20 protein-coding genes, 4 tRNA genes and 1 other RNA gene are annotated in these 24,477 nt (G+C 49.0%); all 25 read left to right on the forward strand.

Features of this window, described 5'->3' with window-relative positions; genetic code table 11:
* Nucleotides 1-116 precede the first annotated feature (116 nt).
* Nucleotides 117-887 (forward strand): flagellar filament capping protein FliD, encoded by a 771-nt coding sequence (fliD, locus tag DW835_RS15745; protein ID WP_118731401.1) that lies wholly within the window; start codon nt 117-119, stop codon nt 885-887.
* Between the two features lie 259 nt (nt 888-1,146).
* Nucleotides 1,147-1,230 (forward strand) — tRNA-Leu (locus DW835_RS15750).
* 79 nt (nt 1,231-1,309) lie between these two features.
* A tRNA-Leu gene (locus tag DW835_RS15755) sits at nt 1,310-1,393 on the forward strand.
* A gap of 79 nt (nt 1,394-1,472) precedes the next feature.
* Nucleotides 1,473-1,556, forward strand: a tRNA-Leu gene (locus DW835_RS15760).
* Between the two features lie 79 nt (nt 1,557-1,635).
* Nucleotides 1,636-1,721: transfer RNA gene (locus DW835_RS15765), tRNA-Leu, on the forward strand.
* A gap of 80 nt (nt 1,722-1,801) precedes the next feature.
* Nucleotides 1,802-3,118, forward strand: coding sequence for an alcohol acetyltransferase (locus tag DW835_RS15770; RefSeq protein WP_243037217.1), 1,317 nt, complete (start codon nt 1,802-1,804; stop codon nt 3,116-3,118).
* A gap of 26 nt (nt 3,119-3,144) precedes the next feature.
* On the forward strand, nt 3,145-3,849 hold the full coding sequence (locus tag DW835_RS15775) for a DUF6320 domain-containing protein (protein WP_118731402.1): 705 nt from the start codon (nt 3,145-3,147) through the stop codon (nt 3,847-3,849).
* Nucleotides 3,850-4,051: 202 nt separating this feature from the next.
* On the forward strand, nt 4,052-4,960 hold the full coding sequence (locus DW835_RS15780; RefSeq protein WP_118731403.1) for an alpha/beta hydrolase: 909 nt from the start codon (nt 4,052-4,054) through the stop codon (nt 4,958-4,960).
* A gap of 92 nt (nt 4,961-5,052) precedes the next feature.
* Nucleotides 5,053-6,057 carry a deoxyguanosinetriphosphate triphosphohydrolase gene (locus DW835_RS15785; RefSeq protein WP_022313269.1) on the forward strand — a complete coding sequence of 335 codons (1,005 nt, stop codon included), beginning with the start codon at nt 5,053-5,055 and terminating at the stop codon, nt 6,055-6,057.
* Between the two features lie 28 nt (nt 6,058-6,085).
* Entirely contained in the window at nt 6,086-7,858 is a 1,773-nt protein-coding gene (gene dnaG, locus DW835_RS15790; protein ID WP_118504767.1) for a DNA primase, read from the forward strand.
* An 81-nt stretch (nt 7,859-7,939) separates the two neighbouring features.
* Nucleotides 7,940-9,052, forward strand: a complete 1,113-nt coding sequence (gene rpoD, locus DW835_RS15795) for an RNA polymerase sigma factor RpoD (protein ID WP_022313271.1) — start codon at nt 7,940-7,942, stop codon at nt 9,050-9,052.
* Complete coding sequence (locus DW835_RS15800) at nt 9,052-9,837, forward strand: class I SAM-dependent methyltransferase (protein WP_118731404.1); 786 nt, start codon at nt 9,052-9,054, stop codon at nt 9,835-9,837. The genes rpoD and DW835_RS15800 overlap by 1 nt, the downstream gene beginning before the upstream one ends.
* 47 nt (nt 9,838-9,884) lie before the next feature.
* Nucleotides 9,885-11,540 carry a nucleoside kinase gene (locus tag DW835_RS15805; protein WP_118731416.1) on the forward strand — a complete coding sequence of 552 codons (1,656 nt, stop codon included), beginning with the start codon at nt 9,885-9,887 and terminating at the stop codon, nt 11,538-11,540.
* A 176-nt stretch (nt 11,541-11,716) separates the two neighbouring features.
* Complete coding sequence (locus tag DW835_RS15810) at nt 11,717-13,285, forward strand: glycosyltransferase family 39 protein (protein ID WP_118731405.1); 1,569 nt, start codon at nt 11,717-11,719, stop codon at nt 13,283-13,285.
* A gap of 11 nt (nt 13,286-13,296) precedes the next feature.
* Nucleotides 13,297-13,635, forward strand: an RNA gene (gene rnpB / locus DW835_RS15815) — RNase P RNA component class A.
* Nucleotides 13,636-13,729: 94 nt separating this feature from the next.
* Nucleotides 13,730-14,506, forward strand: a complete 777-nt coding sequence (locus DW835_RS15820) for a serine protease (protein ID WP_117466879.1) — start codon at nt 13,730-13,732, stop codon at nt 14,504-14,506.
* Between the two features lie 148 nt (nt 14,507-14,654).
* Nucleotides 14,655-15,815 carry a GTP-binding protein gene (locus DW835_RS15825; RefSeq protein ID WP_117466881.1) on the forward strand — a complete coding sequence of 387 codons (1,161 nt, stop codon included), beginning with the start codon at nt 14,655-14,657 and terminating at the stop codon, nt 15,813-15,815.
* A 54-nt stretch (nt 15,816-15,869) separates the two neighbouring features.
* Entirely contained in the window at nt 15,870-16,802 is a 933-nt protein-coding gene (locus DW835_RS15830; RefSeq protein ID WP_118731406.1) for a GTP-binding protein, read from the forward strand.
* 14 nt (nt 16,803-16,816) lie between these two features.
* Nucleotides 16,817-18,091: a hypothetical protein gene (locus DW835_RS15835; RefSeq protein ID WP_118731407.1), complete on the forward strand. Its 1,275-nt coding sequence runs from the start codon at nt 16,817-16,819 to the stop codon at nt 18,089-18,091.
* 79 nt (nt 18,092-18,170) lie between these two features.
* Nucleotides 18,171-18,953 (forward strand): ZIP family metal transporter, encoded by a 783-nt coding sequence (locus tag DW835_RS15840; protein WP_118731408.1) that lies wholly within the window; start codon nt 18,171-18,173, stop codon nt 18,951-18,953.
* A gap of 58 nt (nt 18,954-19,011) precedes the next feature.
* Entirely contained in the window at nt 19,012-19,782 is a 771-nt protein-coding gene (locus tag DW835_RS15845; RefSeq protein ID WP_118731409.1) for a YlmH/Sll1252 family protein, read from the forward strand.
* Between the two features lie 69 nt (nt 19,783-19,851).
* On the forward strand, nt 19,852-20,808 hold the full coding sequence (locus tag DW835_RS15850; RefSeq protein WP_118731410.1) for a putative ABC transporter permease: 957 nt from the start codon (nt 19,852-19,854) through the stop codon (nt 20,806-20,808).
* Between the two features lie 187 nt (nt 20,809-20,995).
* A complete protein-coding gene (locus DW835_RS15855; protein ID WP_118731411.1) occupies nt 20,996-22,006 on the forward strand; it encodes a hypothetical protein in 1,011 nt (336 codons plus the stop codon).
* A gap of 94 nt (nt 22,007-22,100) precedes the next feature.
* Nucleotides 22,101-23,618 (forward strand): O-antigen ligase family protein, encoded by a 1,518-nt coding sequence (locus DW835_RS15860; RefSeq protein ID WP_118731412.1) that lies wholly within the window; start codon nt 22,101-22,103, stop codon nt 23,616-23,618.
* Between the two features lie 136 nt (nt 23,619-23,754).
* Entirely contained in the window at nt 23,755-24,447 is a 693-nt protein-coding gene (locus DW835_RS15865; protein ID WP_117466902.1) for a response regulator transcription factor, read from the forward strand.
* Nucleotides 24,448-24,477: the final 30 nt, after the last annotated feature.

Raw genomic sequence — 24,477 nt, forward strand, 5'->3', positions numbered from 1 at the left:
CAAAAAACAGTTAACAAACCTTGGAAAAATCTGAAATAAGTAGTATACTGTAACTGATATAAAAGGACTAATGGCTGAAAGGCCGATTCAAAACAGTTGACACGGAGGTGACTGTGATGAGTATTAATATTCAGGCAAAGACCAATTATTCATTTCTGTTTTCCGGTTTGAGCTCTACGGCATCCAATGCGGCAAGCAGCAACTGGCTGGCAGATTATGCAAGTATTAAGAACGGCAGCTATGCCAAGCTGATGAAGGCTTATTACGGCAAGGAGAACAACGCATCCAAAACCGCAGCTTCCGACATAACGAAGAAAGACACCACGACGGAGACCGCGAAGAAAGCACTGGCCAAGGTAGAGACCGCCACTGATGCTTTGAAGGAATCCGCAGATACATTACTGGCTGCCGGTAAAAATGATCTGTTCGCACAAAAGGATATCACCACCAAGGATGAGAATGGTATAGAGACCACGACCAAGGGCTATGATACCAGTGCCATCTACAATGCGGTGAACAGCTTTGTGAAGAATTACAACAGCGTGATGGCTGCTGTGGATGATGTGAGCGATACCACAGTGAACAACCGCACGGAATCGCTGGGGAATACCACCATTGCCAACAGTAAGCAGCTGGCGAAGATCGGTATCACTATGAAAAATGACGGCACCCTGTCTCTGGACAAGGATACCTTTATGAAAGCCGATATGAATACTGTGAAGAACCTGTTCCAGGGGAACGGTTCCTATGGTTATCGTGTATCCGCACAGAGTTCCATGATCAATTTTGCAGCAGACCATGCTTCCGCCAGAAGCAGTCTGTACACCGGAACAGCAGGATATATCGGCACTTACAATGCAGGCAATCTGTTCAGTTCCTACATGTAAATGTAAAATAATTGGTAACTATTCAGAGCCATGCAAAACTGTGTTCTGCGAATGCTTGCATTCAGGCAGATAAGCAGTTTTACATGGCGAAGTAACCTCATGAGCAAAAAGGAAGCCTCGTAGAGGCGATTTTGCGAATGGGGTCTGAATAGTTACAAGGCCGAAGAACGCAGAAATCGTAATTATTTTGCATACAGTTTAAATAATTCGAAAAATAGTGTTGACATTTGGAGCCGGTTGTTGTAATATACATTTGTTCGCAGAAATGGCGGAATTGGCAGACGCGCACGGTTCAGGTCCGTGTGGTAGTGATACCATGAGGGTTCAAGTCCCTCTTTCTGCATCACTTTTTCAAGTGACTTAAAGTAATTTGAAAAAAGTGTTGACATTTTTAATTAAATACTGTAAGATATATCTTGTTCGCAGAAATGGCGGAATTGGCAGACGCGCACGGTTCAGGTCCGTGTGGTAGTGATACCATGAGGGTTCAAGTCCCTCTTTCTGCATCACTTTTTCAAGTGACTTAAAGTAATTTGAAAAAAGTGTTGACATTTTTAATTAAATACTGTAAGATATATCTTGTTCGCAGAAATGGCGGAATTGGCAGACGCGCACGGTTCAGGTCCGTGTGGTAGTGATACCATGAGGGTTCAAGTCCCTCTTTCTGCATCACTTTTTCAAGTGACTTAAAGTAATTTGAAAAAAGTGTTGACATTTTTAATTAAATACTGTAAGATATATCTTGTTCGCAGAAATGGCGGAATTGGCAGACGCGCACCCGGTTCAGGTCCGTGTGGTAGTGATACCATGAGGGTTCAAGTCCCTCTTTCTGCATCACATGGCGGTGACCGAAAGGTTGCCGCCTTTGTCGTTTCTGAAAAATATAATACAAAACCAGGAAAGGGGTGAAAACCGTGGCAATTAATAGAAGAGACAAAACGAAGACAGACAGGGCATCGAAAGTACACAAGGACTGGTACAAACTGGATCTGTCGGCCATCGTATACCCGACCTTACAGAGAAGAGATTTTTCTTCCGTTTATCGTTTGTCCGTTCTTTTAAAGGAGGAGATCAATCCCGAGATGCTGCAGCGGGCGGTGAATCTGACAATGCCTCGTTTTCCGACGTATAAGGCGGCTATCCGCAAGGGTGTCTTCTGGAGATACCTGGAGCCCAATGACCGCCCCGGCCCATTTGTGCAGGAGGACGTGAAAAATCCCTGTCAGCCCATGTATTTCAAGGCCAATAACCGGTATCTGGTAAGAATCTATTATTACCGGAACCGGATCGCTCTGGAGGCCCATCACAGTCTGGGAGACGGTACCGGAGGCATGTGCGTATTGCAGACTCTGACGGCCACTTATCTGCGCCTGAAGGGGCATACGGAGATTGAGAACGGCGGTTTTGTGCTGGATATTTTAGAGACGCCGGATCCGGGAGAACTGGAAGATGCCTACATGAAATATGCCAATGCCAAGGTGTGCCCGCCCAGACCGGGGGAGAAGACTTACCGTGTCCGGGGAACCAAGGAGCCCTTTTATACCCTGAACATCATAGACGGTATTATGTCGGTGGCAGAGGTCATGAAGGTGGCAAAAAGCTATAATGCCACCATTACGGAATATCTCAATGCGGTTCTGCTCTATGCACTGATGCAGAAGCAGGAGAGTGAGTGGCATTTAAAATTACGTCCGGTAAAGATTGCCATGCCGGTGAATCTGCGGCGCTTTTTCCCATCGAAGACTCTGCGGAATTTTATCACCATGATCTATCCGGGGATCGACCCAAGACTGGGAGAATACACTTTTGAAGAGATCGTGATCCAGGTGCACAATTACATGCGGTATTATCTGAATGAAAAGCTGTTGCGGGGCGATATCACCACCAACGCAGAGACCCAGAGGAACCCGTTTATCCGTGTGGTACCGCTGTTTATCAAGGATCTGGTGGTTCGCCAGTTCTATACGAAGATCCAGGACAAAAACTCTTCGGCGGGACTGACCAACATGGGAGCTTTGAAAGTGCCGGAGACCATGAAGCCATACATCGAACGTTTTGATATCTATATGGGACAGCCGTTCTCCACAAGAACCAACTGTGCCATTGCCAGCTTTGAAGATATTCTGACCATCAATTTTGCCAGCAGTATTGCGGAGACGGATGTGGAACGACTGTTTTTCCGCAAGCTGGTACAGGACGGTATTCATGTGAAGATCGAGAGTAACCGGTAGATCCTCCGGTTGGAAAGGAAATGCTTATGTCATATTGTGTGAACTGCGGTGTGGAACTGGATGCTTCGGCAACGAAGTGCCCTCTGTGCGACACACCGGTCTATAATCCCAAGGCACCGGAACCGGAGAAGCAGCCCTCCCCGTTCCCGAGGGAAAAGGGACAGGTGGAAGTGGTAAAAAGGAAAGACCTGGGAGTACTGTTGACGGTTATTGTACTGGCCACGGCAGTAACCTGTGGGCTGTTAAACGCTTTTGTGTTCCGCAGCAGTCTGTGGTCTCTGGCGGTGATCGGCGTAGTCCTGGTATTGTGGGTTATTATGATCCCTGTGGTTATTTATACGAGACAGCCCATTTATGTGTCGATCCTTCTGGATGGAGTGGCAGTGATCGTGTATCTATATCTGCTGACTTATCTGACGGGACATAACAGCTGGTTCTATGGACTGGGACTGCCGATCGTATTGCTGGTGACGGCAGTGGTGGAAGCGGTGATGTTCTGTATCCGCAAGCTCCCCATGTCCTTCCTGACAGGGGCCCTGTACCTGATCTCGGGAATCGCTGTTTTGTGCGTGGGACTGGAACTTCTGATCGACCGGTTTCTGAGACAGGAGATCGCACTGGGATGGTCGGCTATCGTGCTGACGATCTGCGTGATCGTCGATATCACCATCGCCACCCTTTTATCCCGGAGGAGACTGCGCAATGCAGTGCGCAGAAGATTGCACTTTTGATCACTATTCAGAGCCATGAAATATTGGCAAAGCCTCGTCGAATGCTCGCATTCGTAAGACGGCTGGACAATATTTCTTTGGCGAAGCAGCCTCAGATGAGCAAACAACAAGTGAACTTGTTGTTCGGGAAAGCATCGGAGATGCGATTTTGCGAATGAGGCGCTGAATAGTTACGAGAAAACTTGGTGAACAGGAGGAACTTATGACACTGGTAGGAAAAAACAGTGAGAGGAACAACCAGAATCTGATGCAGCTCATTCGCAGGGCCCATGGACTTGTGGAGAATCCGGATCTGGAGAAGCACAGACAATCCCAGGATCACATCGGCGAGCTGCTTGGCAACAGTAAAGAGATCCAGTACCGTCCCGTGGACATCGATGGCATGGATGCGGAGTGGGTCAGTGTGAACCGGGCTCATATGAAAAAGTATGTGATCCTGCATTGCCACGGTGGCGGATATTCCACCGGCAGCAGTATCTATGCCAGAACCCTGACATCGAAGCTGGCGGCGGGTACTTCCATGGATGTGCTGTGCTTTGATTACAGACTGGCACCGGAGCATCCGTATCCGGCAGCTGCGGAGGATGCCATGAAAGCCTGGAACTATCTGATGCTTTTGGGCTACGGAGCAAGAGATGTGATCATTACCGGAGATTCGGCCGGAGGTAATCTGGCACTTTCACTGGTGTTGAAATTAAAAGAGCAGGAGCGCTTGCTTCCCAGAGGAATCGTGCTGATGTCTCCCTGGACGGATCTTACCGGCGAGGGCAAGACTTTCCAGACCAAGGCGGAACTGGATCCGGTACTGGATAAAGAGTACATCGACCGTATGACCAGGGCCTATGCCCCGGACAGAGACCTGACGGATCCTTATATTTCTCCGCTGTTTGGAGACTTTCATGGTTTCCCGCCCGTCTATATTCAGGTGGGAGAGAATGAAATCCTGTTGGACGATTCTCTGCGGCTATATAAAAATCTGATCAAAGCCGGGGTCGCTGCCCATATCGACCGATTCCCCGGAATGTGGCATGTTTTTCAGATGTCACCCTTCAAAAAGGCCAGTGAGGCCATGGATAAGAATGCGGAATTCATCTATTCTGTGTGCAGATAATTTAAATCAGAAAAAATGACTATTTTTTTCAAAAGAAAGAAAAGGATTTTTAAGACAGGCACAGAATATTAGAAGTAGGGGCAGGAGGAACTATGACGATCAGAGAAAACTTGGAACAGTGGGAAAAGGATTATTTAAGTCCGTACGCATCCTTGAGTGTGAACTCCAAAGGACGTCTGCGACCGGAAGAACAATGTGATATCCGGCCGGTGTTTCAGAGAGACAGAGACCGTATTATCCATTGCAAGGCCTTTCGAAGGCTAAAGGATAAGACCCAGGTATTTCTGACACCTGAGGGTGACCATTACCGTACCAGACTGACACATACGCTGGAGGTATCCCAGACGGCCAGAACCATAGCCAAGGCATTAAAGCTGAACGAGGATCTGGTGGAAGCCATTGCGCTGGGACACGATCTGGGACACACGCCTTTCGGACATGCCGGAGAGCGTGCGCTGAACAGAGTATGCCCTTTTGGCTTCGAACATGCCGAACAGAGCGTCCGCACCGTGGACATTCTGGAGAAGGATGGCAAGGGGCTGAATCTGACCTACGAGGTGCGAGACGGTATAAGAAACCACCAGACCATTGGAAAGCCCCACACCCTGGAGGGCAAGATCGTCAGACTTTCCGATAAAATTGCCTATATTCATCACGATATGGATGACGCCATCCGCGGAGGAATCCTCACGGAAGCGGATGTGCCGAAGGACATCTGTGAGGTGATCGGCAGCAGTCCCACCGAGAGACTGGATCATTTCATTCATGACATCGTGACCAACAGCATGGACAAGGGAGACATCCTGATGTCGGAGCCGGTGGCGGAAGCCATGACGAAGATACGACAGTTCATGTTTGAGAGAGTTTACAAGAACCCGGTAGCGAAGAGCGAAGAGGGGAAAGCAGAGATGCTGATGGAGACATTGTACCAGCATTTCCTGAAGCATCTGGATGATCTGCCGGAAGAATATCTCAATCTTCTTTCCGTGGGAGAACCGAGAGAGAAGGTCGTCTGCGACTATGTGGGAGCGATGACGGATCGGTTTGCCATAGCGGTATACGAGGATATTTACATACCGAAATCCTGGCAGAGATAGGTACAAGATAAAATAGGAGTTAAAAAACGTGTATTATCCCGAAGAACTGGTAGAAGAAGTCAGAGCCAGAAATGACATCGTGGATGTGATATCGGGCTATGTCTCATTGAAAAAAAAGGGAAGCAACTATTGGGGCTGCTGTCCTTTTCATAACGAAAAAACACCTTCCTTTTCGGTGTCTTCGAACAAACAGATGTATTATTGCTTCGGATGCCATGCCAGCGGAAATGTATATACGTTTCTTATGAAATATGAAAACGATACCTTCCCGGAGGCTATTAAGATCCTGGCGGACCGCGCCGGGGTAAAGCTTCCCGAAGTGGAGGAGACACCGGAACAGAAGAAAAAAGCCGGCAAACGTATGCGGCTGCTGGAAGTCAATAAGGAAGCGGCAAAATATTTTTATTATATGCTGCGGGATCCCCGCGGCGAAGTGGGAATGCGGTATCTGACGGGGCGGAAGCTGACCGATGAGACCATGCATCATTTCGGACTGGGTTATGCCGGGAAAAACGGCGAGCAGGTGGTACAGTACCTGCGGAAAAAGGGCTTTACGGACGAAGAGATCAAAGACTCCGGACTGGCAATGTTTTCTGAACAGCGGGGACTGCGAAGCCAGTTCTGGAATCGTGTCATGTTCCCCATACAGGATATCAACCACCGGGTCATCGGCTTCGGCGGCAGAGTCATGGGAGACGGGGAACCGAAATACCTGAATTCACCGGAGACCATGATCTTCGATAAGAGAAGGAATCTTTATGGACTGAATTTCGCAAGGACTGCCCGGACGGGCAATATTATCCTGTGCGAGGGCTACATGGATGTCATAGCCATGCATCAGGCGGGATTTACCCAGGCGGTGGCATCCCTGGGAACGGCATTTACGGTGGAACAGGCTAACCTTTTACACCGTTATGCGGAAAACATCCTGCTGGCCTACGACAGCGACGGTGCCGGAACCAAGGCGGCACTACGGGGCATCGGTATTCTCAGGGAGGCCGGGCTTACCGGTAAAGTCATCAATATGCGTCCTTATAAGGACCCGGATGAATTTATCAAGAATCTGGGGAAAGAGGCTTTTCAGGAGAGAATCGATCAGGCGGAGAACAGTTTCTACTTCGAGATCCGTATCCTGAGTGAACAATACGATCAGAGTGATCCGGAACAGCGGACGAAGTTCCACCGGGAGATCGCACAGAAACTGTGCGAATTTTCGGAAGATCTGGAGCGGGAGAATTATTTGCAGGCCATTGCCGAAAAATATATGATCCGTCCCGATGATCTGCGCAAAATGGTCATAGGATATGCTTCCCAGACGGGAATCGCCAGACCGATTCCCCGTCCCCGCAGCGGAGTGCAGAACAAGAGCGATCCTTCGGAGAGCGGACGGAAGTCCCAGAGACTGCTGATCACCTGGATCGGAGATGATCCTTCTCTGTATACGATTGTACGTAAGTACATTTCTCTGGAGGATTTCACGGAGGAATTGTATCGCAAGGTGGCGGAGAAGATGTTCGCAGAGCTGGACAACGGACAGTTTCAGCCGGCGGGGATCATCAGCATGTTTGAGGATGAAGAGGAGCAGAGGCAGGCAGCGGAGCTGTTCCATACAACGCTCCCCGAATTGTCCACGAAGCAGGAGAGAGAAAGAGCTTTCCATGACATTCTGGTGTCAGTCAAACGCAACAGCTACCAGTACTATATGGCGCAGCTGGGTACGGATGTCAACGCGGTCAAAAAAGCGGTGGAAGGCAAAAAAGCACTGGAAGAATTACAAAGAGCCCGCATTTCTCTGGAATAATAGGGTTTGCGGCTCGGGACAGTTATAAAAAATACGAAATATGGCTATAAATAATGGCAATGAAAGGATGGAACCACGAAAATGGATGAAAACACACAGGCAAAATTTGCGGAGAAGATAAAAGAGCTCCTGAATATGGCGAAAAAGAAAAAGAATGTGCTGGAGTATCAGGAAATCAGTGACTTCTTTGCGGACATGCCTCTGGAAGAGGAACAGATGGAGAAGGTTCTGGAGTATCTGGACCAGAACAACGTAGATGTGCTGCGTATTACCGATGACGATGATGTGGATGACGAAGAGATCATTCTGACCGATGAGGACGAAGTGGATGTGGAGAACATCGACCTGTCCGTACCGGAAGGCGTCAGCATTGAGGATCCTGTCCGTATGTACTTAAAGGAGATCGGCAAGGTGCCCCTGTTAAGTGCTGAGGAAGAGATCGAACTGGCCCAGAGAATGGAAGAGGGCGACCAGGAAGCGAAAAAGCGTCTGGCAGAGGCCAACTTACGTCTGGTAGTCAGCATTGCCAAGAGATATGTAGGCCGTGGAATGCTGTTCTTAGACCTGATCCAGGAAGGTAACCTGGGTCTGATCAAAGCTGTAGAGAAATTCGATTATCGTAAAGGATATAAGTTCTCCACCTATGCGACCTGGTGGATCCGTCAGGCCATCACCAGAGCAATCGCCGATCAGGCGAGAACCATCCGTATCCCGGTGCATATGGTAGAGACCATCAACAAACTGATCCGCGTGAGCAGACAGCTGCTGCAGGAGCTGGGAAGAGAACCGACCCCCGAAGAGATCGCGGAAGAGATGAACATGCCGGTAGACAGAGTGCGTGAGATCTTAAAGATCAGCCAGGAGCCCGTATCCCTGGAGACTCCTATCGGCGAAGAGGAAGACAGCCATTTAGGCGACTTCATTCAGGATGATAATGTACCGGTTCCTTCCGATGCTGCAGCATTTACCCTGCTGAAGGAACAGCTGGTGGAAGTGCTGGGTACTCTGACAGAGAGAGAACAGAAAGTACTGAGACTCCGTTTCGGTCTGGATGACGGACGGGCCCGTACTCTGGAGGAAGTAGGTAAGGAATTCAACGTTACCCGTGAACGTATCCGTCAGATCGAAGCAAAGGCATTGCGCAAACTGCGTCATCCCAGCCGCAGCCGCAAGCTGAAGGATTATCTGGATTAATGGCGGAAGTTATATTATCCAATCGAATGCAGGCTTTAACAGACATGGTCACTCCCGGCACTGTGATAACAGATGTGGGGTGTGACCATGGTTTTGTATCGGTCTATCTCGTGCAGAGGGGGCTCTCCCCACGGGTGATCGCCATGGATGTGCGGTCAGGGCCCCTGGAGCGTGCCAGAGAGCATATCCGGGAATATGGTCTGCAGGACAGGATAGAGACCAGACTTTCCGACGGTCTGCACGGCCTGAAGACCGGAGAGGCGAACGGGATGATCTGTGCCGGCATGGGCGGACCTCTCATGGAGAAGATTCTTACCGAAGGAAGAGAACAGGCACAGGGATTTGCAGAGCTGATCCTGCAGCCACAGTCGGAGATCCCGCATTTTCGGACATTCCTGATGGATGAGGGATATCTTCTGCTGGATGAGAATATCATCTACGAAGAAGGAAAATATTATTTTATGATGAAGGTGCGCTGGCTGGGTGCGATGACGGACGATGCGGTACGGCAGAAGGTCGGGGACTCCTGGAAGACGGAAGGTCTGGATCCCGGACTGGCGGAAAAGTTCGGCCCGCTGCTTTTATCCCGCAGAGACCGGATACTTCGGGAGTATCTGGAATGGATGCTGACCGAGCGAAGGCAGATCGTGGGACGCATGGAGCAAAAGGCAGATGCGGACAATCCCAGAACCATATGCCGCAGACAGGAGATCGCAGACGAGATCACCCTGATTACCCGTGCACTGGATTGGTATGATAATGGCAAGGAACCGGATTGCGTTTGAAAAATAAGACCTGTAAAAGCAGATTACAGAAGGACAGGGTGAGAAAAATGATCACAGTGAAGATAAACGGGGAAGAGAGACAATATCCTCAGGGAGCCACTTACGAGGATGTGGCCAACGATTATCAGCAGGAGTATGAGAATCTGATCGCACTGGCAGCCAGAGACGGCAAGATCAGAGAATTGTTCAAGAAACTGACAAGGGATTGCGAGGTTACCTTTTTTACCTTGAAGGATGATGTGGGAAACAAGACTTATGTGCGTTCTGCCACAATGCTGTTTTTGAAAGCGGTATTTGATGTCTACGGCAGAGAGGCGGCCCAGAGCTGTCGTGTGGAATTTGCCATCGGCAATGGCTCCTACATCTCTCCAAAAGGGAAGATCAATGCAACGGAAGAAAATGCTGCAAAGATCCGTAACCGGATGCGGGAGCTGGTGGAGGCAAAGACACCTTTTCTGAAGAGATCCTATTCCCTGGATAATGCCATGGAACTGTTTCGGAAAGAGGGGATGCAGGATAAGGAAAAGCTGTTCCGTTACCGCAGAGGCTCTTTCGTAAATATTTATGAAATGGACGGTTATTACGATTATTATTACGGCTATATGCTGCCCAATGCCGGCTATGTAAAGTGGTTCGATGTCATAGCGTATGAAGATGGATTTATGCTGCTGCTGCCGGATAAAAAAGATCCTACACATGTTAAGCCGTTTCAAGAGAGAAAGCTGTTATTCCGGACGTTGAAAGAATCTGAGGAATGGGGAAAGGAGATCGGTATTGAGACCGTAGGTGATCTGAATGATCAGATCTGCCGAGGGTCGCTGAGTGAACTGATCCTGGTACAGGAAGCGCAGCAGGAGCGTAAGATCGGCGAGATTGCCAAGAGCATCGTAGATAGGGGCGGCGTGAAATTTGTCATGATCGCCGGCCCCTCTTCTTCCGGCAAGACCAGTTTTTCCCACAGATTATCCATTCAGTTGAAGACCCTGGGGAAGACACCGCACCCCATTGCACTGGATGACTATTTCGTGAACAGAGAATTCACGCCAAGGGATGAGAACGGTGATTACAATTTCGAATGTCTGGAAGCGATTGATGTAAAGCAGTTCAATGACGACATGTGCAGATTGTTAGCCGGTGAACGTGTGGAACTGCCTTCCTTTAACTTCAAGACCGGAAAGCGGGAATATAAGGGCAATTTCAAACAACTGGGACCGGATGATATTCTGGTGATCGAAGGTATCCACGGTCTGAATGAGAAGACATCTTATGCACTTCCCGAGGAGAGTAAATACAAGATCTATATCAGTGCATTGACCAATATCAATATTGATGAGCATAACCGGATCCCGACTACGGACGGAAGACTTCTCCGCCGTATGGTCAGAGATGCGAGGACCAGAGGTGCGGATGCGAGACGCACCATCGATATGTGGGCTTCTGTACGGCGGGGTGAGGAACAGAATATTTTCCCGTTCCAGGAGGATGCGGATGCCATGTTTAATTCCGTCCTGATCTATGAACTGGCAGTGTTAAAGCAGTTCGCAGAGCCGTTATTGTTCCAGATCGATAAGGGAGAACCGGAATATTACGAGGCCAAGAGACTGTTAAAATTCCTGGAGTATTTCCTGGGTGTGACCAGTGAAAGCCTTCCCAATAATTCTCTGTGCAGGGAATTTGTGGGTGGAAGCTGCTTCAACGTGTAAACTATTCAGAGTAGCGCAATTCTGCTGACAGGCGTCGAATGCTCGCATTCGTAAGACTGTGCGGCAGAATTGATGCGACGAAGTAACCACATGAGCAAAAAGTAAGCATCGTCAGATGCGATTTTGCGAATGTGGTGCTGAATAGTTTACTCTACAGTAAGAAAAGGAGAATACCTGTGGAGAGTCGTTTACCAAAGATAAAATCGATAGTAAAGCAGACAGCAAACTGGGTGATCCGGATCGTGGGCAGCCTGATCCTTCTGTTCCTTGTATGGTATGCCATGCGTACCCTGCAGTATATGCTTCCGGTGGCAGGTCATGAAGATCTGGTGGAGATTCCGGATTCTGTAATACGGAATCTGGCGGCAGCAGCGCTGATATTGCTATTGTATGCAGCTCTGACGGCAGTGGAAAAAAAGGCCGGTGACAAAATCGTCATCTGGTGCAAAAGAATTGCCGTAACGCTCGGCATGCTTTGGCAGGGAATCGCAGGATTGTGCTGGGTTCTGGCGGCAGACAGAGTGCCGAGTGCAGATCAGGCATCGGTTATTGGTGCGGCCATAGATTTTATACAGGGTGACTATGGGACGCTGGCTCCGGATCATTATTGCGGTCTGTATGCTCATCAGCTGGGACCGGCGGCCATGGAAGAGATGCTGTTCCGGATTCTTGGAGAGGCGGATTATCATGTGATCCAGATAGTGTTCGTACTTCTGAACGTGGCGGGTATCTATTGCATTTACGGCATTCTGAAGGAAGTTTCCGGCAGACTTGCGGTGGTGGCCATGGGGACACTGCTTGCGGGCAGCTGTATGGCATCTGTCTTTTATACCAGCTGGGTCTACGGAGAGATTCCCTGGGTATTCTGTTCCCTGTTTTCCGCATGGATGCTGGTCCGATATATCAAATATGGAAAAACGGGATCACTGGTGGGCATTGTGACAGCTCTTACACTGGGAACTCTGCTGCGTAAGAACACACTGGTCCTGGTGGTGGCATATTGCATGGTCGGCGCGGTACGGATATTCTCAAAATGGGACAGACGCCTGTTGATTTCACTGGTGCTGGCGTTGGCACTGCCACTCTTGTGCTATCAGGGAATCTATAAAATGTATGAGATGAGATCCGGAATGGAGCATTCCCGGGGATTGCCCACATCGGCTTACCTGTATCTGGGAATGGAAGAGATCGGTGGCCGGTACGGCTGGTATTACAGCGATTGCTGGGCACAATATTATGCAACGGACTGTAATACAGAGCAGAGCGATCAGATCTACCGGGAGATGATGCAGGAGCGCATGCAGGCCATGAAAGCACAGCCGGGGTATCTGAGAGGTTTTTATCAGGGAAAACTTCTGTCCCAGTGGAATGTCCCGACCTATCAGTCACTGTATTTCAACTTTAACCACGGGGATGTGTACCATGAGAAACTGGCGGCACTGGAAGACCGGCTGAGTGGAGATCTGTTTGACAGTGTGGTGAGGATGGCAGATCGTTTACAGTTCATTATCTATCTGGGGTGTCTGTTTTACTTTATCTTCTGTGTCCGAAAAGACAGTGAGATCACACAGCATCTGTTGGCAGTGGCTGTGATCGGGGGCTTTTTGTTCAGTATTTTCTGGGAAGCAAAGGCCAGGTATATGTATGCCTATTACATGATGATGTTCCCGCTGGCAGCGCTGGGATATGGGGAAATCATACGTCTGGCAGAAAAATATTGCTTTTTCCGGAAGAAAAAGATATAATCGAACAGGTGTAAGTAAGATAGATGATCGCGGCTGCTTTATGCAGGTGAGGAAAGTCCGGGCTTCACAGGGCAGGATGCCAGATAACGTCTGGTGGAGGTGACTCCAAGGCTAGTGCAACAGAGATATACCGCCGGCTTTTGGCCGGTAAGGGTGGAAAGGCAGTGTAAGAGACTACCGTCCGGCTGGTAACAGACGGAGCCATGTAAACCCCATCCGAAGCAAGACCAAACAGAGAGCTATAGACCGGCCCGGTCTGCTTTCAGGTAGGTCGCTTGATGCGGCTGGTGACAGTCGTACTAGATAGATGATCGTCATATACAGAACTCGGCTTATTTTTTGCTTACACCTTTTGAGAAAAATGCGGACTGCGGATGCGGTCCGTTTTCTGTTATAAGCGACTGAAATGCAGAGCATGTTTCGCGGAGAAACTATGGAGAAGTCATGGAGAAAAAAGAGAGAATGTGGATAAAAGGGATCGCTGTGATACTGAGCTGCCTGTTACTTTTCGCCGGCTGCGGGGAAAACGGTGGGAGTGAGGAAAATGTCTCCACGGAGACCGCAGGCCAGAAGGTTTCGGAAGAAAACAGTGGCATGGGACAGGCTGACGCAGGAATGGAATTTGTGGAACTGCCGGTGCATACAGAGCAGAAACTGACGGAGAATGATTTTAAGGTAATGAAATCCCTGGTGGGAATTCAGACGGGAGAGCGGCAGGGCAGCGGTGTGATCTATGATGAAGAGGAAAACAGGATTCTGATCGCAACGGCAGGGCACGTACTGGCGGACGATACCGGAGAGGCCCGGGTGACATTTCCGGACGGAACACAGGTGGCTGCCACCGGCGTGGAGACAGTGGACAGCTGCGATCTGGCTTTCCTGTGGGTGGACAAGGCGGAACTGTCAGAGGAAGCATGGAAGGTCTGTCTGCCGGTGCAGACGGATCGGGAAGTATTCGATGCACTGAAGGAATATGACGATGTATGGATGTACGGAGGGGAGAGTGGGCTGCCGGTCTATGCTTTCGTGGTGGATCCCTGGATCTATGTGGAGGATTTTGACCAGTATATGCTTCTGCTGCAGGGACTGATCGCTCCCGGAATGTCAGGAGGCGGAGCCTTTACGGAGGACGGTGTGTTCGTAGGAATCCTGTGTGGCGGTGATGAAGAGGGAAAAGTGGCCGTGGTGCCTTACAGCATGATCGAGACGGAGAAACCGTAGCACAGTTGCGTATGCGAGCATCCGCACAGTGTCTGACGAACATTATGGCTTAGTTGATAAAAATTTAATAATCGTTTTATTGACAATACTGTAAATATGATAGAAAATAAAAAGGATGGGTCTTAGACTCAGATTGGAGGAAAAAACAATGACGAAAATAGATGTAGTATCCGGATTCCTGGGTGCCGGTAAGACCACCCTGATCAAGAAGCTGTTAAAAGAAGCTCTGGACGGCAGCAAGACCGTTCTGATCGAGAATGAGTTTGGTGAGATCGGTATCGACGGCGGTTTCTTAAAAGAGGCCGGTATCGAGATCAAAGAGATGAACTCCGGCTGTATCTGCTGCTCTCTGGTAGGTGATTTCGGTACTTCCCTGAAGGAAGTTATCAGCACTTATGCTCCCGAGCGTATTCTGATCGAGCCCTCCGGTGTCGGCAAGCTGTCCGATGTCCTGAAGGCTGTGGAGAACGTGGCAGGAGATCTGGATGTGGAGATCAACAGTGCGGTAGCAGTAGTAGATGCATCCAAGTGCAAGATGTATATGAAGAACTTCGGCGAATTCTTCAGCAACCAGATCGAGTACGCCGGAACCATTATCTTAAGCAGAACCGACAAAGTGGATCAGGCAAAGCTGAATGCCTGCGTGGAGATGATCCGTGAGCATAACGACAAGGCTACCATTATCACCACTCCTCTTGATCAGCTGGATGGCAGGGAAGTACTGAAGACCATCGAAGGCGCTGACAAGCTGGAAGATATGATGAAGGAAATGCTGGAGCATATCCATGACGATCACGATGAGGATGAGTGCTGTGACCACGAGCATCATCACCATCACGACCATGACGAGGATGACCACGACCATGAGTGCTGCTGTGGACATCACCACGATGACGACGATGATGAAGACGAGCATGAGCATCATCATGACCATGATGAAGACCATGACCATGAGCATCATCATGAGCATGACGAGAACTGCACCTGCGGCTGCCACGATCATGATCATGACCACCACCATCATCACCATCACGCAGACGAAGTATTCACCAGTTGGGGTATCGAGACACCCAACACCTACAGCGCAGAGGACATCGAGAAGATCCTTACTGCGCTGGACAGCGGAGAGTACGGTGCAATCCTGCGTGCCAAGGGTATGGTACCCGCTCCCGACGGAACCTGGGTATATTATGATTATGTTCCCGAAGAGCATGACATCAGAAGCGGTAAGCCGGAAGTTACCGGTAAGATCTGTGTCATCGGTTCCAAACTGGACGAGGACAAGCTGGCAGAACTGTTCCGTAAATAAATTGCCGGAACGGATTTTACAGGCAGCAGGATAAGAAAGAGAAAGGTATGAATTATGACGAAACCAGTCTATATCATAAATGGTTTTCTGGAGAGCGGTAAGACAGAATTTATCACATTTACACTGGGACAGCCGTATTTCCAGATCAAAGGAAAGACACTGCTCATCCTCTGTGAAGAGGGCGAGAATGAATACGATCCCGCTTTATTAAAAAAGAGTCATACGGATGTCGTATTGATCGAAGAGGAAGAGGAGTTTACTCCGAATCATCTGATCGAGCTGGAGAAGCAGTACAAGCCCGCCCGTATCATCATCGAGTATAACGGTATGTGGAATTGTAAGAACATGACGCTTCCCTGGTACTGGAAAGTAGAGCAGCAGATCACGACCATTGACGGCTCCACCTTCCCTATGTACTACACAAATATGAAATCTCTGCTGGCGGAGATGATCCGTAAGTCCGAGATGATCATTTTCAACCGTTGCGACGGTATCAAGGATCTGAATGTATACAAGCGCAACATCAAAGCGGTGAATCCTTCCGCAGATGTGATCTTCGAGGATTCCAACGGTGAGATCGATGAGATCTTCGAGGAGGATCTGCCCTACGATCTGAATCAGGATCCTATTGTACTGGACAACCAGGGCTATGGCATCTGGTATCTGGATTCCATGGATCATCTGGAGCGCTATGAAGGCAAAAATATCCAGTTTCTGGCCATGGTACTGAAGCCCGAGGAATATCCCGACGGCTATTTCGTACCGGGACGCATGGCAATGACCTGCTGTGCGGAAGATATGGCATTTCTGGGCTATGCCTGTGAGTTTGCAGGCACGAAAGACCTGAAGCAGAAGGAATGGGTCAAAGTGACAGCGAAGGTTGCCAGAGAATACTTCGCAGACTATAAGGGAGAGGGCCCTGTACTCCATGCCATCAGTGTGGAGAAGGCAAAGGCTCCCAAAGATCCCGTGATCAGTTTCAACTAGAAAGGATCGGCTCTATGAAAAAGAATCCCATAAAGAGCGGCCTGCGGGAGACAATGGCAGGAAAAGTGACATTTCTTTTCCTGCTGTTTTTGTATACCGGGGTTATGTTATATCTGTTTTGGATGGAGTGCTATCAGGTGCCGGGCTTTCAGTCGGATATGCCGGACTATGTGAATAAGGTGGCAGGTATTGCGGGAAATTATGAGTTTCCCTATCCGATCCTGTTCTGGACAGCCAGACTTTCCGCCTGGCTGATCGGAGCGAAAGCGGCCATGGCCATCACCACCGCGCTGTTCAATCTGGCAGCGGTAGTGATCACAAAATATTATATGAACCGGGAGATCCGGAAAGTAAGTCATTATGATGACTTAACTCAGGGAAGACAGGCTATGACGGACATTCTTGTGACCCTGCTTGTCTTTTCGCTATTTTTGCTTTCTAACCTGTATTCTCCCAAGAATACAGCTTTTTTCGGCTTTGATTATGCGTATCGCTGTATGGGGATTTATACGCCGAATCCTTTCTGGAATGCCACTTATCTGGCCACCAGACCTTTTGCGATTATCTGCTTTTTTGAGACGGTGAAGGTGCTGTCGGAATATCAGAAGGATTTTCAGTGGAAGAACTGCGTTCTCTTCGCAGTCAGCCTTCTGCTGACCACCATGACCAAACCAAGCTATACGATGGTAGTGGTGCCTCTGATCGGTCTGATCCTCCTGATCCAGCTGATCGTAAGCAGAGGAAAAAGTTTTCGCAATGCCTTCTGTCTGTGTGTGACCATGATCCCCACGGGAATTGCCCTGCTGTACCAGTTTTCCGGAATTTTCACCGGGACGAATGCCATGGGAGAGGAGACAGGCATCGCCATCGGCTTTGCCAAAGTATGGAGCAATTATTGCAAAAGCATTCCTTTAAGTATTATCATGGGAATGGCATTGCCCATCGGCGTACTTTTCCTGAATCTGGTATTTGATTTCAAAAATATAAAGTCCAACAGATATTACTGGTTTGCATGGCTGAATTATCTTATGGGTACAGTAATGTTCCTGATCTTCTATGAAAAAGGATTCCGCATGATGCATGCCAACTTTTCCTGGGGCTATATGCACGGTATGTTCTTTGTCTTCCTGATGACGTTGATCGTTATGGTGCGGAATATCAGGGAGTGGTGGAAGAGCTGGAAGGTGATCTTCGTCGTGGGCGAGATTGCGGTATTCTGCTACCATCTGGTGTGTGGTGTGAATTTCCTGATGTATGCCGTCCTGGGCAACGATCTGGCGGGATTTTAGTAAAAATGATTTGAAAAGGCAGACAAGATACCATCTTGCTGCGAGTTACATAGAATAATGAAAGAAAGGAGAGTGTTTCATGGATTTAAGCATTGTAGCCGGTCTTCTGATTCCGTTTCTGGGAACGACTGCAGGGGCAGCCTGTGTGTTTTTCCTGAAAAAACAGATTGGCGGCAATATTCAGAGAATATTTACCGGATTCGCTGCCGGTGTCATGGTGGCAGCTTCGGTGTGGTCTTTGCTGATACCGGCCATGGATATGTGCGAAGAGATGGGGAAGCTTGCATTTCTTCCCGCAGTGATCGGATTCCTGATCGGTATTGTTTTTTTGTTGTTCATCGATAGCATGGTACCCCATCTGCATGTGGGAAGCGATGCACCGGAAGGCCATAAGAGCAGTCTGAACCGCACAGCCATGCTGATGCTGGCGGTGACCATTCACAATTTTCCAGAAGGTGCGGCGTGTGGTGCTATTTTCGCCGGAGTGTTAAACGGGGACGGAACTGTTACGATGGCGGGAGCCCTGACGCTGGCCATCGGTATCGCCATTCAGAATTTCCCGGAGGGAGCCATTATTTCCCTGCCTCTTCGGAGTGAAGGAAATAAGAGAGGAAAGTCCTTTGCTTTAGGCGTATTGTCGGGAGCAGTGGAACCGGTGGGAGCAATCCTGGCCATTGCACTGGCAAGCATTGTGACAACTATTTTACCTTATATGCTGGCTTTTGCAGCCGGAGCCATGATCTATGTGGTCGTGGAGGAACTGATTCCGGAAGCCAGTGAGGGAGAGCATTCCAACCTGGGAACCATTGCCTTTGCGATTGGTTTTGCGTTGATGATGATGTTGGATGTGGCACTGGGATAATGTGTACAGTGTAATATTTGCAAAAGCAAAGTGAGAACAGCAGGAAGGATGTACGGGAATGTCCGTGGAAAATGAAAAAGAAATACAACAGCTGAAAAACCGGATCCGTGAACTGGCAGATAAATCCTACAACCAGAACCAGTACACATTTACCGGATTCTTAGGACTGGCGGAGCAGGATGCCCTGTGGCAGGTGGAACGGGAAGTGAAGTTTGCAGGGATCACCTTATACGGCGGCAGGGAAGAGGCAGAGCGGAAGCTCCTTCGCTTCGGCAGTGAGGCGGAGCTGGGCTATGAACAGCCCTTTCCTATCTGCTGTATCCGGATCAGACCTCTATCCGCGAAATTTGCAGACAAGCTGTCCCACAGGGATTATCTGGGGGCACTGATGAACCTGGGTATTGAACGCAGCACCATCGGTGATATCCTGCCGGGAGAGGGCGAAGCATTTTTGTTCTGTCTGGATACCATTGCAGAATTTATCTGTGACAATCTGGAGCAGATCCGCCACACCCACGTGAAGTGTGAGGTGGTGGATGCGGCGGCAGAAGTACCGCAGGAAGAACCGGTGCGTCAGGTCATTCAGGTGGCAAGTCCACGTGTTGATGCTGTCATTTCCAAGGTATATAATAAATCCAGAAGTGACTGCCTGGAGCTGTTCCGGGCGGGAAAGGTATATGTGAACGGCAGGCTGTGTGAAAATAATTCCAAGCCCCTGGAGACGGGGGATGTGGTAAATGCCAGAGGTTACGGTAAATTCCGCATAAGTGGAGAACCCCATGCCACGAGGAAGGGGAAGCTTGCCATGGAGGCTGAGGTATATCCGTAGCGGTTCGGTCATGAGATGACAGCTACCTTGCTCGTAAGGAAAAAACGAAGACGTGAAGGAGGTTAAACAGTGTATCATTATACTGCGATCCAATGGTTATTTTTCTTTTATTTTTACTGCTTTTTCGGCTGGTGCTTTGAATCCACCTATGTATCCCTGAAAAGCAGGAAGCTGGTCAACCGTGGTTTCTGCCGCGGACCGTTTCTGCCGCTGTACGGCAGCGGCGCCATCATGATGTTAGTGGTGTCCATGCCGTTCCAGGATAATCTGGTGATGGTCTACATCGCCGGATGTATTGGGGCTACGGTGCTGGAGTATGTCACAGGCGTGACCATGGAGGCGTTATTTAAAGTCAGATATTGGGACTATTCCAAGAATAAATTCAATTTCCAGGGACATATCTGCCTGGGGTCCTCGCTGGCATGGGGTGGTCTGACGATCCTGATGACGGAGTTTATCCATAAGCCCATTGAACATCTGGTATTGTCCATTCCGGACAGCATCCTCACTCCTGTGACACTGGTGCTGACGGCGCTGATCGGTGCGGATTTCGCATTATCCTTCAAGGCAGCCCTGGATCTGCGGGATGTACTGGAGAAGATGGAGAAGGCAAAAGAAGATATGCTGCGGATCCAGAAACGGCTGGATGTCATTATTGCTGTGACCAGTGAGGATCTGGAGAACCGCAAGGAGGGATTCAGCGAGAGTCTGGCCCAGAAGAAGGAAGACTTTACGGAGGGGATTACTACGAGAGTAGAGGATCTGAAGTCCAGTATTGAGCAGAAGCTGGAAAGCATCCGCACTTCTTCCCAGAAATCTCCCGGTCAGTATCTGGACAGCGTGAAGAATGAAGTGCTGGAGCTGAAACAGAAGTACACCAGAAGCGTGGCAGACAGAGAGAATGTCAGCAGCTTAAGAGATTTCTTCCAGCGTGACATGATCCGTTCCAATCCGACCATGAGTTCTGAGAAGTTCAAGGAAGCTCTGGAAGAACTGAAAGAGCACTCCAATAAGAAAAATGAATAAAAAGCAGAAAAAGCATGTCTGTGATGCCCGTTTTTAGGGGGGCGGAAGGGCATGCTTTTTTTGCACATGGAAAATGAGAAAAAAAGGAAAAAATAGGAAGAAATAGGGTTGACAATATAGCGGGGGGGGTAAACTAAATAACGGTAAAAATAAAATCCATAACATTATACTTAGGAGGAATGAGATAATGAAAAAGAAATTAATCATTGCCGCAGCCATTGCATTCGCAGTATTTGCAATTCCTTACGGCAGCAGTGCACTGTCTACCGTATCTGTAGCAAGTGAGAATAATACGGTGGTTACACCGACCCCTGCACCGAGCACCAAACCGGTAGAAGAGGTAAAGAATGCGGTAGATGCTATTGATGCATCCAAGATTACTGATGCGGCATCTGCAGATAATGCGGCAGTTGCTTTGATAAAGATCGGTTCTCAGGATCTGAAGGAAGCAATGAATGCAGGACAGGATACTGTTAATGATGTTGCAGCCATCGAAGCAGCATACAAAAAGGCAAAGGGAATTAAGGATACTACTCTTGCTAACTCCGGCGCTGTAAAGGCTGTAGGCATTGTTGGTGCAGCATTTGTTGCTCCTGACACAACACTGAGTGTAGAAGCACCGGCGGCTACACCTGAGATTACTTCTTCTACATACGCAGTAACTTCTACTCCCGTATATGTAGAAATCAGCCTGAAGGCTGGTACTTATTCAGTTGAATCTCTGCCTATTCCCGTAGCAGTTACCATTGAGACTCCTGCAGGTGTAGATGGTAATAAGGCAGTGATTTTCCACTTTGTAAATGGTGGACTGGAAGAAATCAAGCCTATTTACAATGCTTCCGCAAACACTTTGACCTTTACTGTAAATCACTTCTCCACTTTTGCTATTGCAGAAGCTAATAATACCGCAACAGCAGAAGGTACTGACAACGCATTTGGAAGATATCGTGACAATGTGGCAAGCGAGATCGCTAATGCCAAGGACGGTGCTACTGTCAAGATCAGCAGAGACAAGAATATCAATGCTCTGCCCAACGATATCATGCAGGCTCTGTACAAGAAGCAGACGGTAGCTCTGGAGCTGGAGTACACCTTCGAAGGCAATGAGTATACGGTAACCATCCCTGCCGGTAAGGCAGAAGACAATGCTATTGAATGGTATGGTCCTCTGTACCTGCAGATGCGTTACGGCAAATAAGTAACCGTAAGGAAATAAAATAACCGGGAAATATAAGGCACTCTTCAGTTAATGAGGGGTGCCTTGTTTTTCAGTCTGAAGGATAATGTAAGCTATGAAGAAACAGGAACAAAATACAAAAGAGACCGTGAGTATGCTGGTTTATGGGTATCTGGTGATTCTTTTTGCCGGTTTACCGCTGTATATGCAGAACAAGCTGGTGATGATCGGAAATGCAAAATATTTGTTTTTCCGGAATACTACGCTGGTGCTGGGGGCTTTTGTGGTGCTGGCTGTGCTGTGGCAGAGGATCCGGGGAGAACGGACAACGAAACGGATGTGGAAGAAAACGGATGTGTTTATGCTGTTGTATCTGGTGTCTGCAATCTTTTCTTATGGAATCAGTCCCTGCAGGGAGGATGTCCTTTTAGGGTATCCCGGCTGGTATATGGGGCTGGTGACCCAGGGATTGCTGGTGGGGATCTATTTTGCGGTATCCCGGTATTATGACGGCAGCAGAAGTATCTGGTGGATCGCCGGGATCACAGCGGGAATCGTGACACTGATCGGACTGTTGAACCGTCTGGACATCGATGTGCTGGGAACTTTCCGCGGAATGGAAAACGGAGAATGGAACCGGACGCAGCTGTTGTCCACCATCGGCAACAATAACTGGTATGCAGGCTATATCAGTGTGACTGCAGGTATCTCTCTGGCAGCTGCTTTTATGGGAAAACGGCAGGTCAGAGTACTGGGGATGATTGGGAGCTTTGTGTTTTTTGCATCGGCCATTACTTCCAACAGTACTACAGCTATACTGGCAGCCTGCGGATTAAGCCTGCTGTTACTGTTGCTTTCTCTGCGGAAGAGAGGCCGGCTGCTGCGGGCGTTGGAGATCCTGATGCTTTTACCGCTTTCGGTATTTATGGTCAGGATGTTTTTGCTGTTACATCTGACCGGCCTGGTGCTGGCAGGGGATGCCGAAAAAAGACTCTTTTTTACTCCGGCCTGGTATGTGGTGTTTGTTGTGGAAGTGGCGGTATATCTGATTTTGCAGCTGCGGGAGAGACAGGAGAGAAGTGACCGGCTGGAGAGCGGCCGGGTTTTTCGGACCGTTGTGGGGCTTGCGGTTGCGGTGACGCTGGCGGCACTGCTTCTTGGCTGTCTGCTGGTGGCGGGATATCTGCCCGGCAGTGATAAAGTGTCGGAAGTTGCCAACGGCCGACTGGCACTGTGGAAGGTCACGATTCTTACTTATGGAAAAGAGGGACTCCTGTTTCAGATATTCGGTATGGGCCCTGACAGCTTCTATTATGCGCTCTATCAATGGGGCAGTGACGCCATGGACTGGATCAACCGGGGACTTCTGGACAACAATATCTATTCCAATGCCCATAACGAATGGCTGACCCTCCTGGTACAGCAGGGAATTCTGGGAGTCATTGCCTACGGTGGGATCTTCCTCACCGCATTCCGGAACCTTCGAATCTCCGCAACCAGGGATCCCCGGGCACTTGCAGTTTTCCTCGGCCTCACCGGCTATTTGATCTGCTCACTGTTCACTTTTCAACATGTGTTGTCCACACCCTTTGCCTTTGCTCTTCTGGGAATGGCAGAGGGTGTTTTTATGTAAAGTCATCTTAATAAAGTTTTAAAGGTTTTTCCTGTTTTTTATTAATCTGGATTCTGTTACAATGATTTTAGCGTAAGGGAAGCCCTTGCGGAAAAGGTGCCGGGCGGCAATGGCCGGTATGGAAATGAGGGAGAGTATGTACAATATATTGATCTGTGATGATGAGAAGGATATCGTAAACGCGTTAAAGATATACTTAAATGACACCAATTATCATTTTCTGGAGGCTTTTGACGGTGAGGAAGCCGTACATATGGTAGAGACGAATGAGGTGCATCTGGTACTGATGGATATTATGATGCCGAAGCTGGACGGCATTCAGGCTATGATCAAGATTCGGGAAAGGAGTAACGTGCCGGTGATCCTGCTGACTGCCAAGGGCGAGGATTCCGACAAGGTGCTGGGACTTACGGTAGGAGCGGATGACTATATCACGAAGCCTTTTAACCCCATCGAAGTATCCGCCAGAGTCAAATCCCAACTGCGTCGCTATATGCAGCTGGGTGGAGGTACTGTCCGACCGGATGTGATAAGAGTCGGTGGTATCGAACTGGATGACAAGGAGAAAAGGGTGATGCTGGACGGCGAGCTGGTAGCACTGACGCCCACGGAGTATGAGATCTTAAAGCTTCTGATCCAGAATCCGGGACAGGTATTTTCCCCGAAGGAGATCTATACCAGAATCTGGAACGACCTGCCCCTGGGCAGCGAGAATACCGTGGCGGTACATATCCGGCATTTACGGGAAAAGTTGGAAATCAATCCGGCAGAACCCAGATACTTAAAAGTAGTCTGGGGCCAGGGATACAAATGTGAGAAGCAGGGATAAGAGCAGGCAGGTGAGCGGAGCAGCTTGAGG

It is taken from the genome of Clostridium sp. AM34-9AC, assembly GCF_003480225.1.
GTDB classification, from domain to species: Bacteria; Bacillota; Clostridia; order Lachnospirales; family Lachnospiraceae; genus Acetatifactor; species Acetatifactor acetigignens.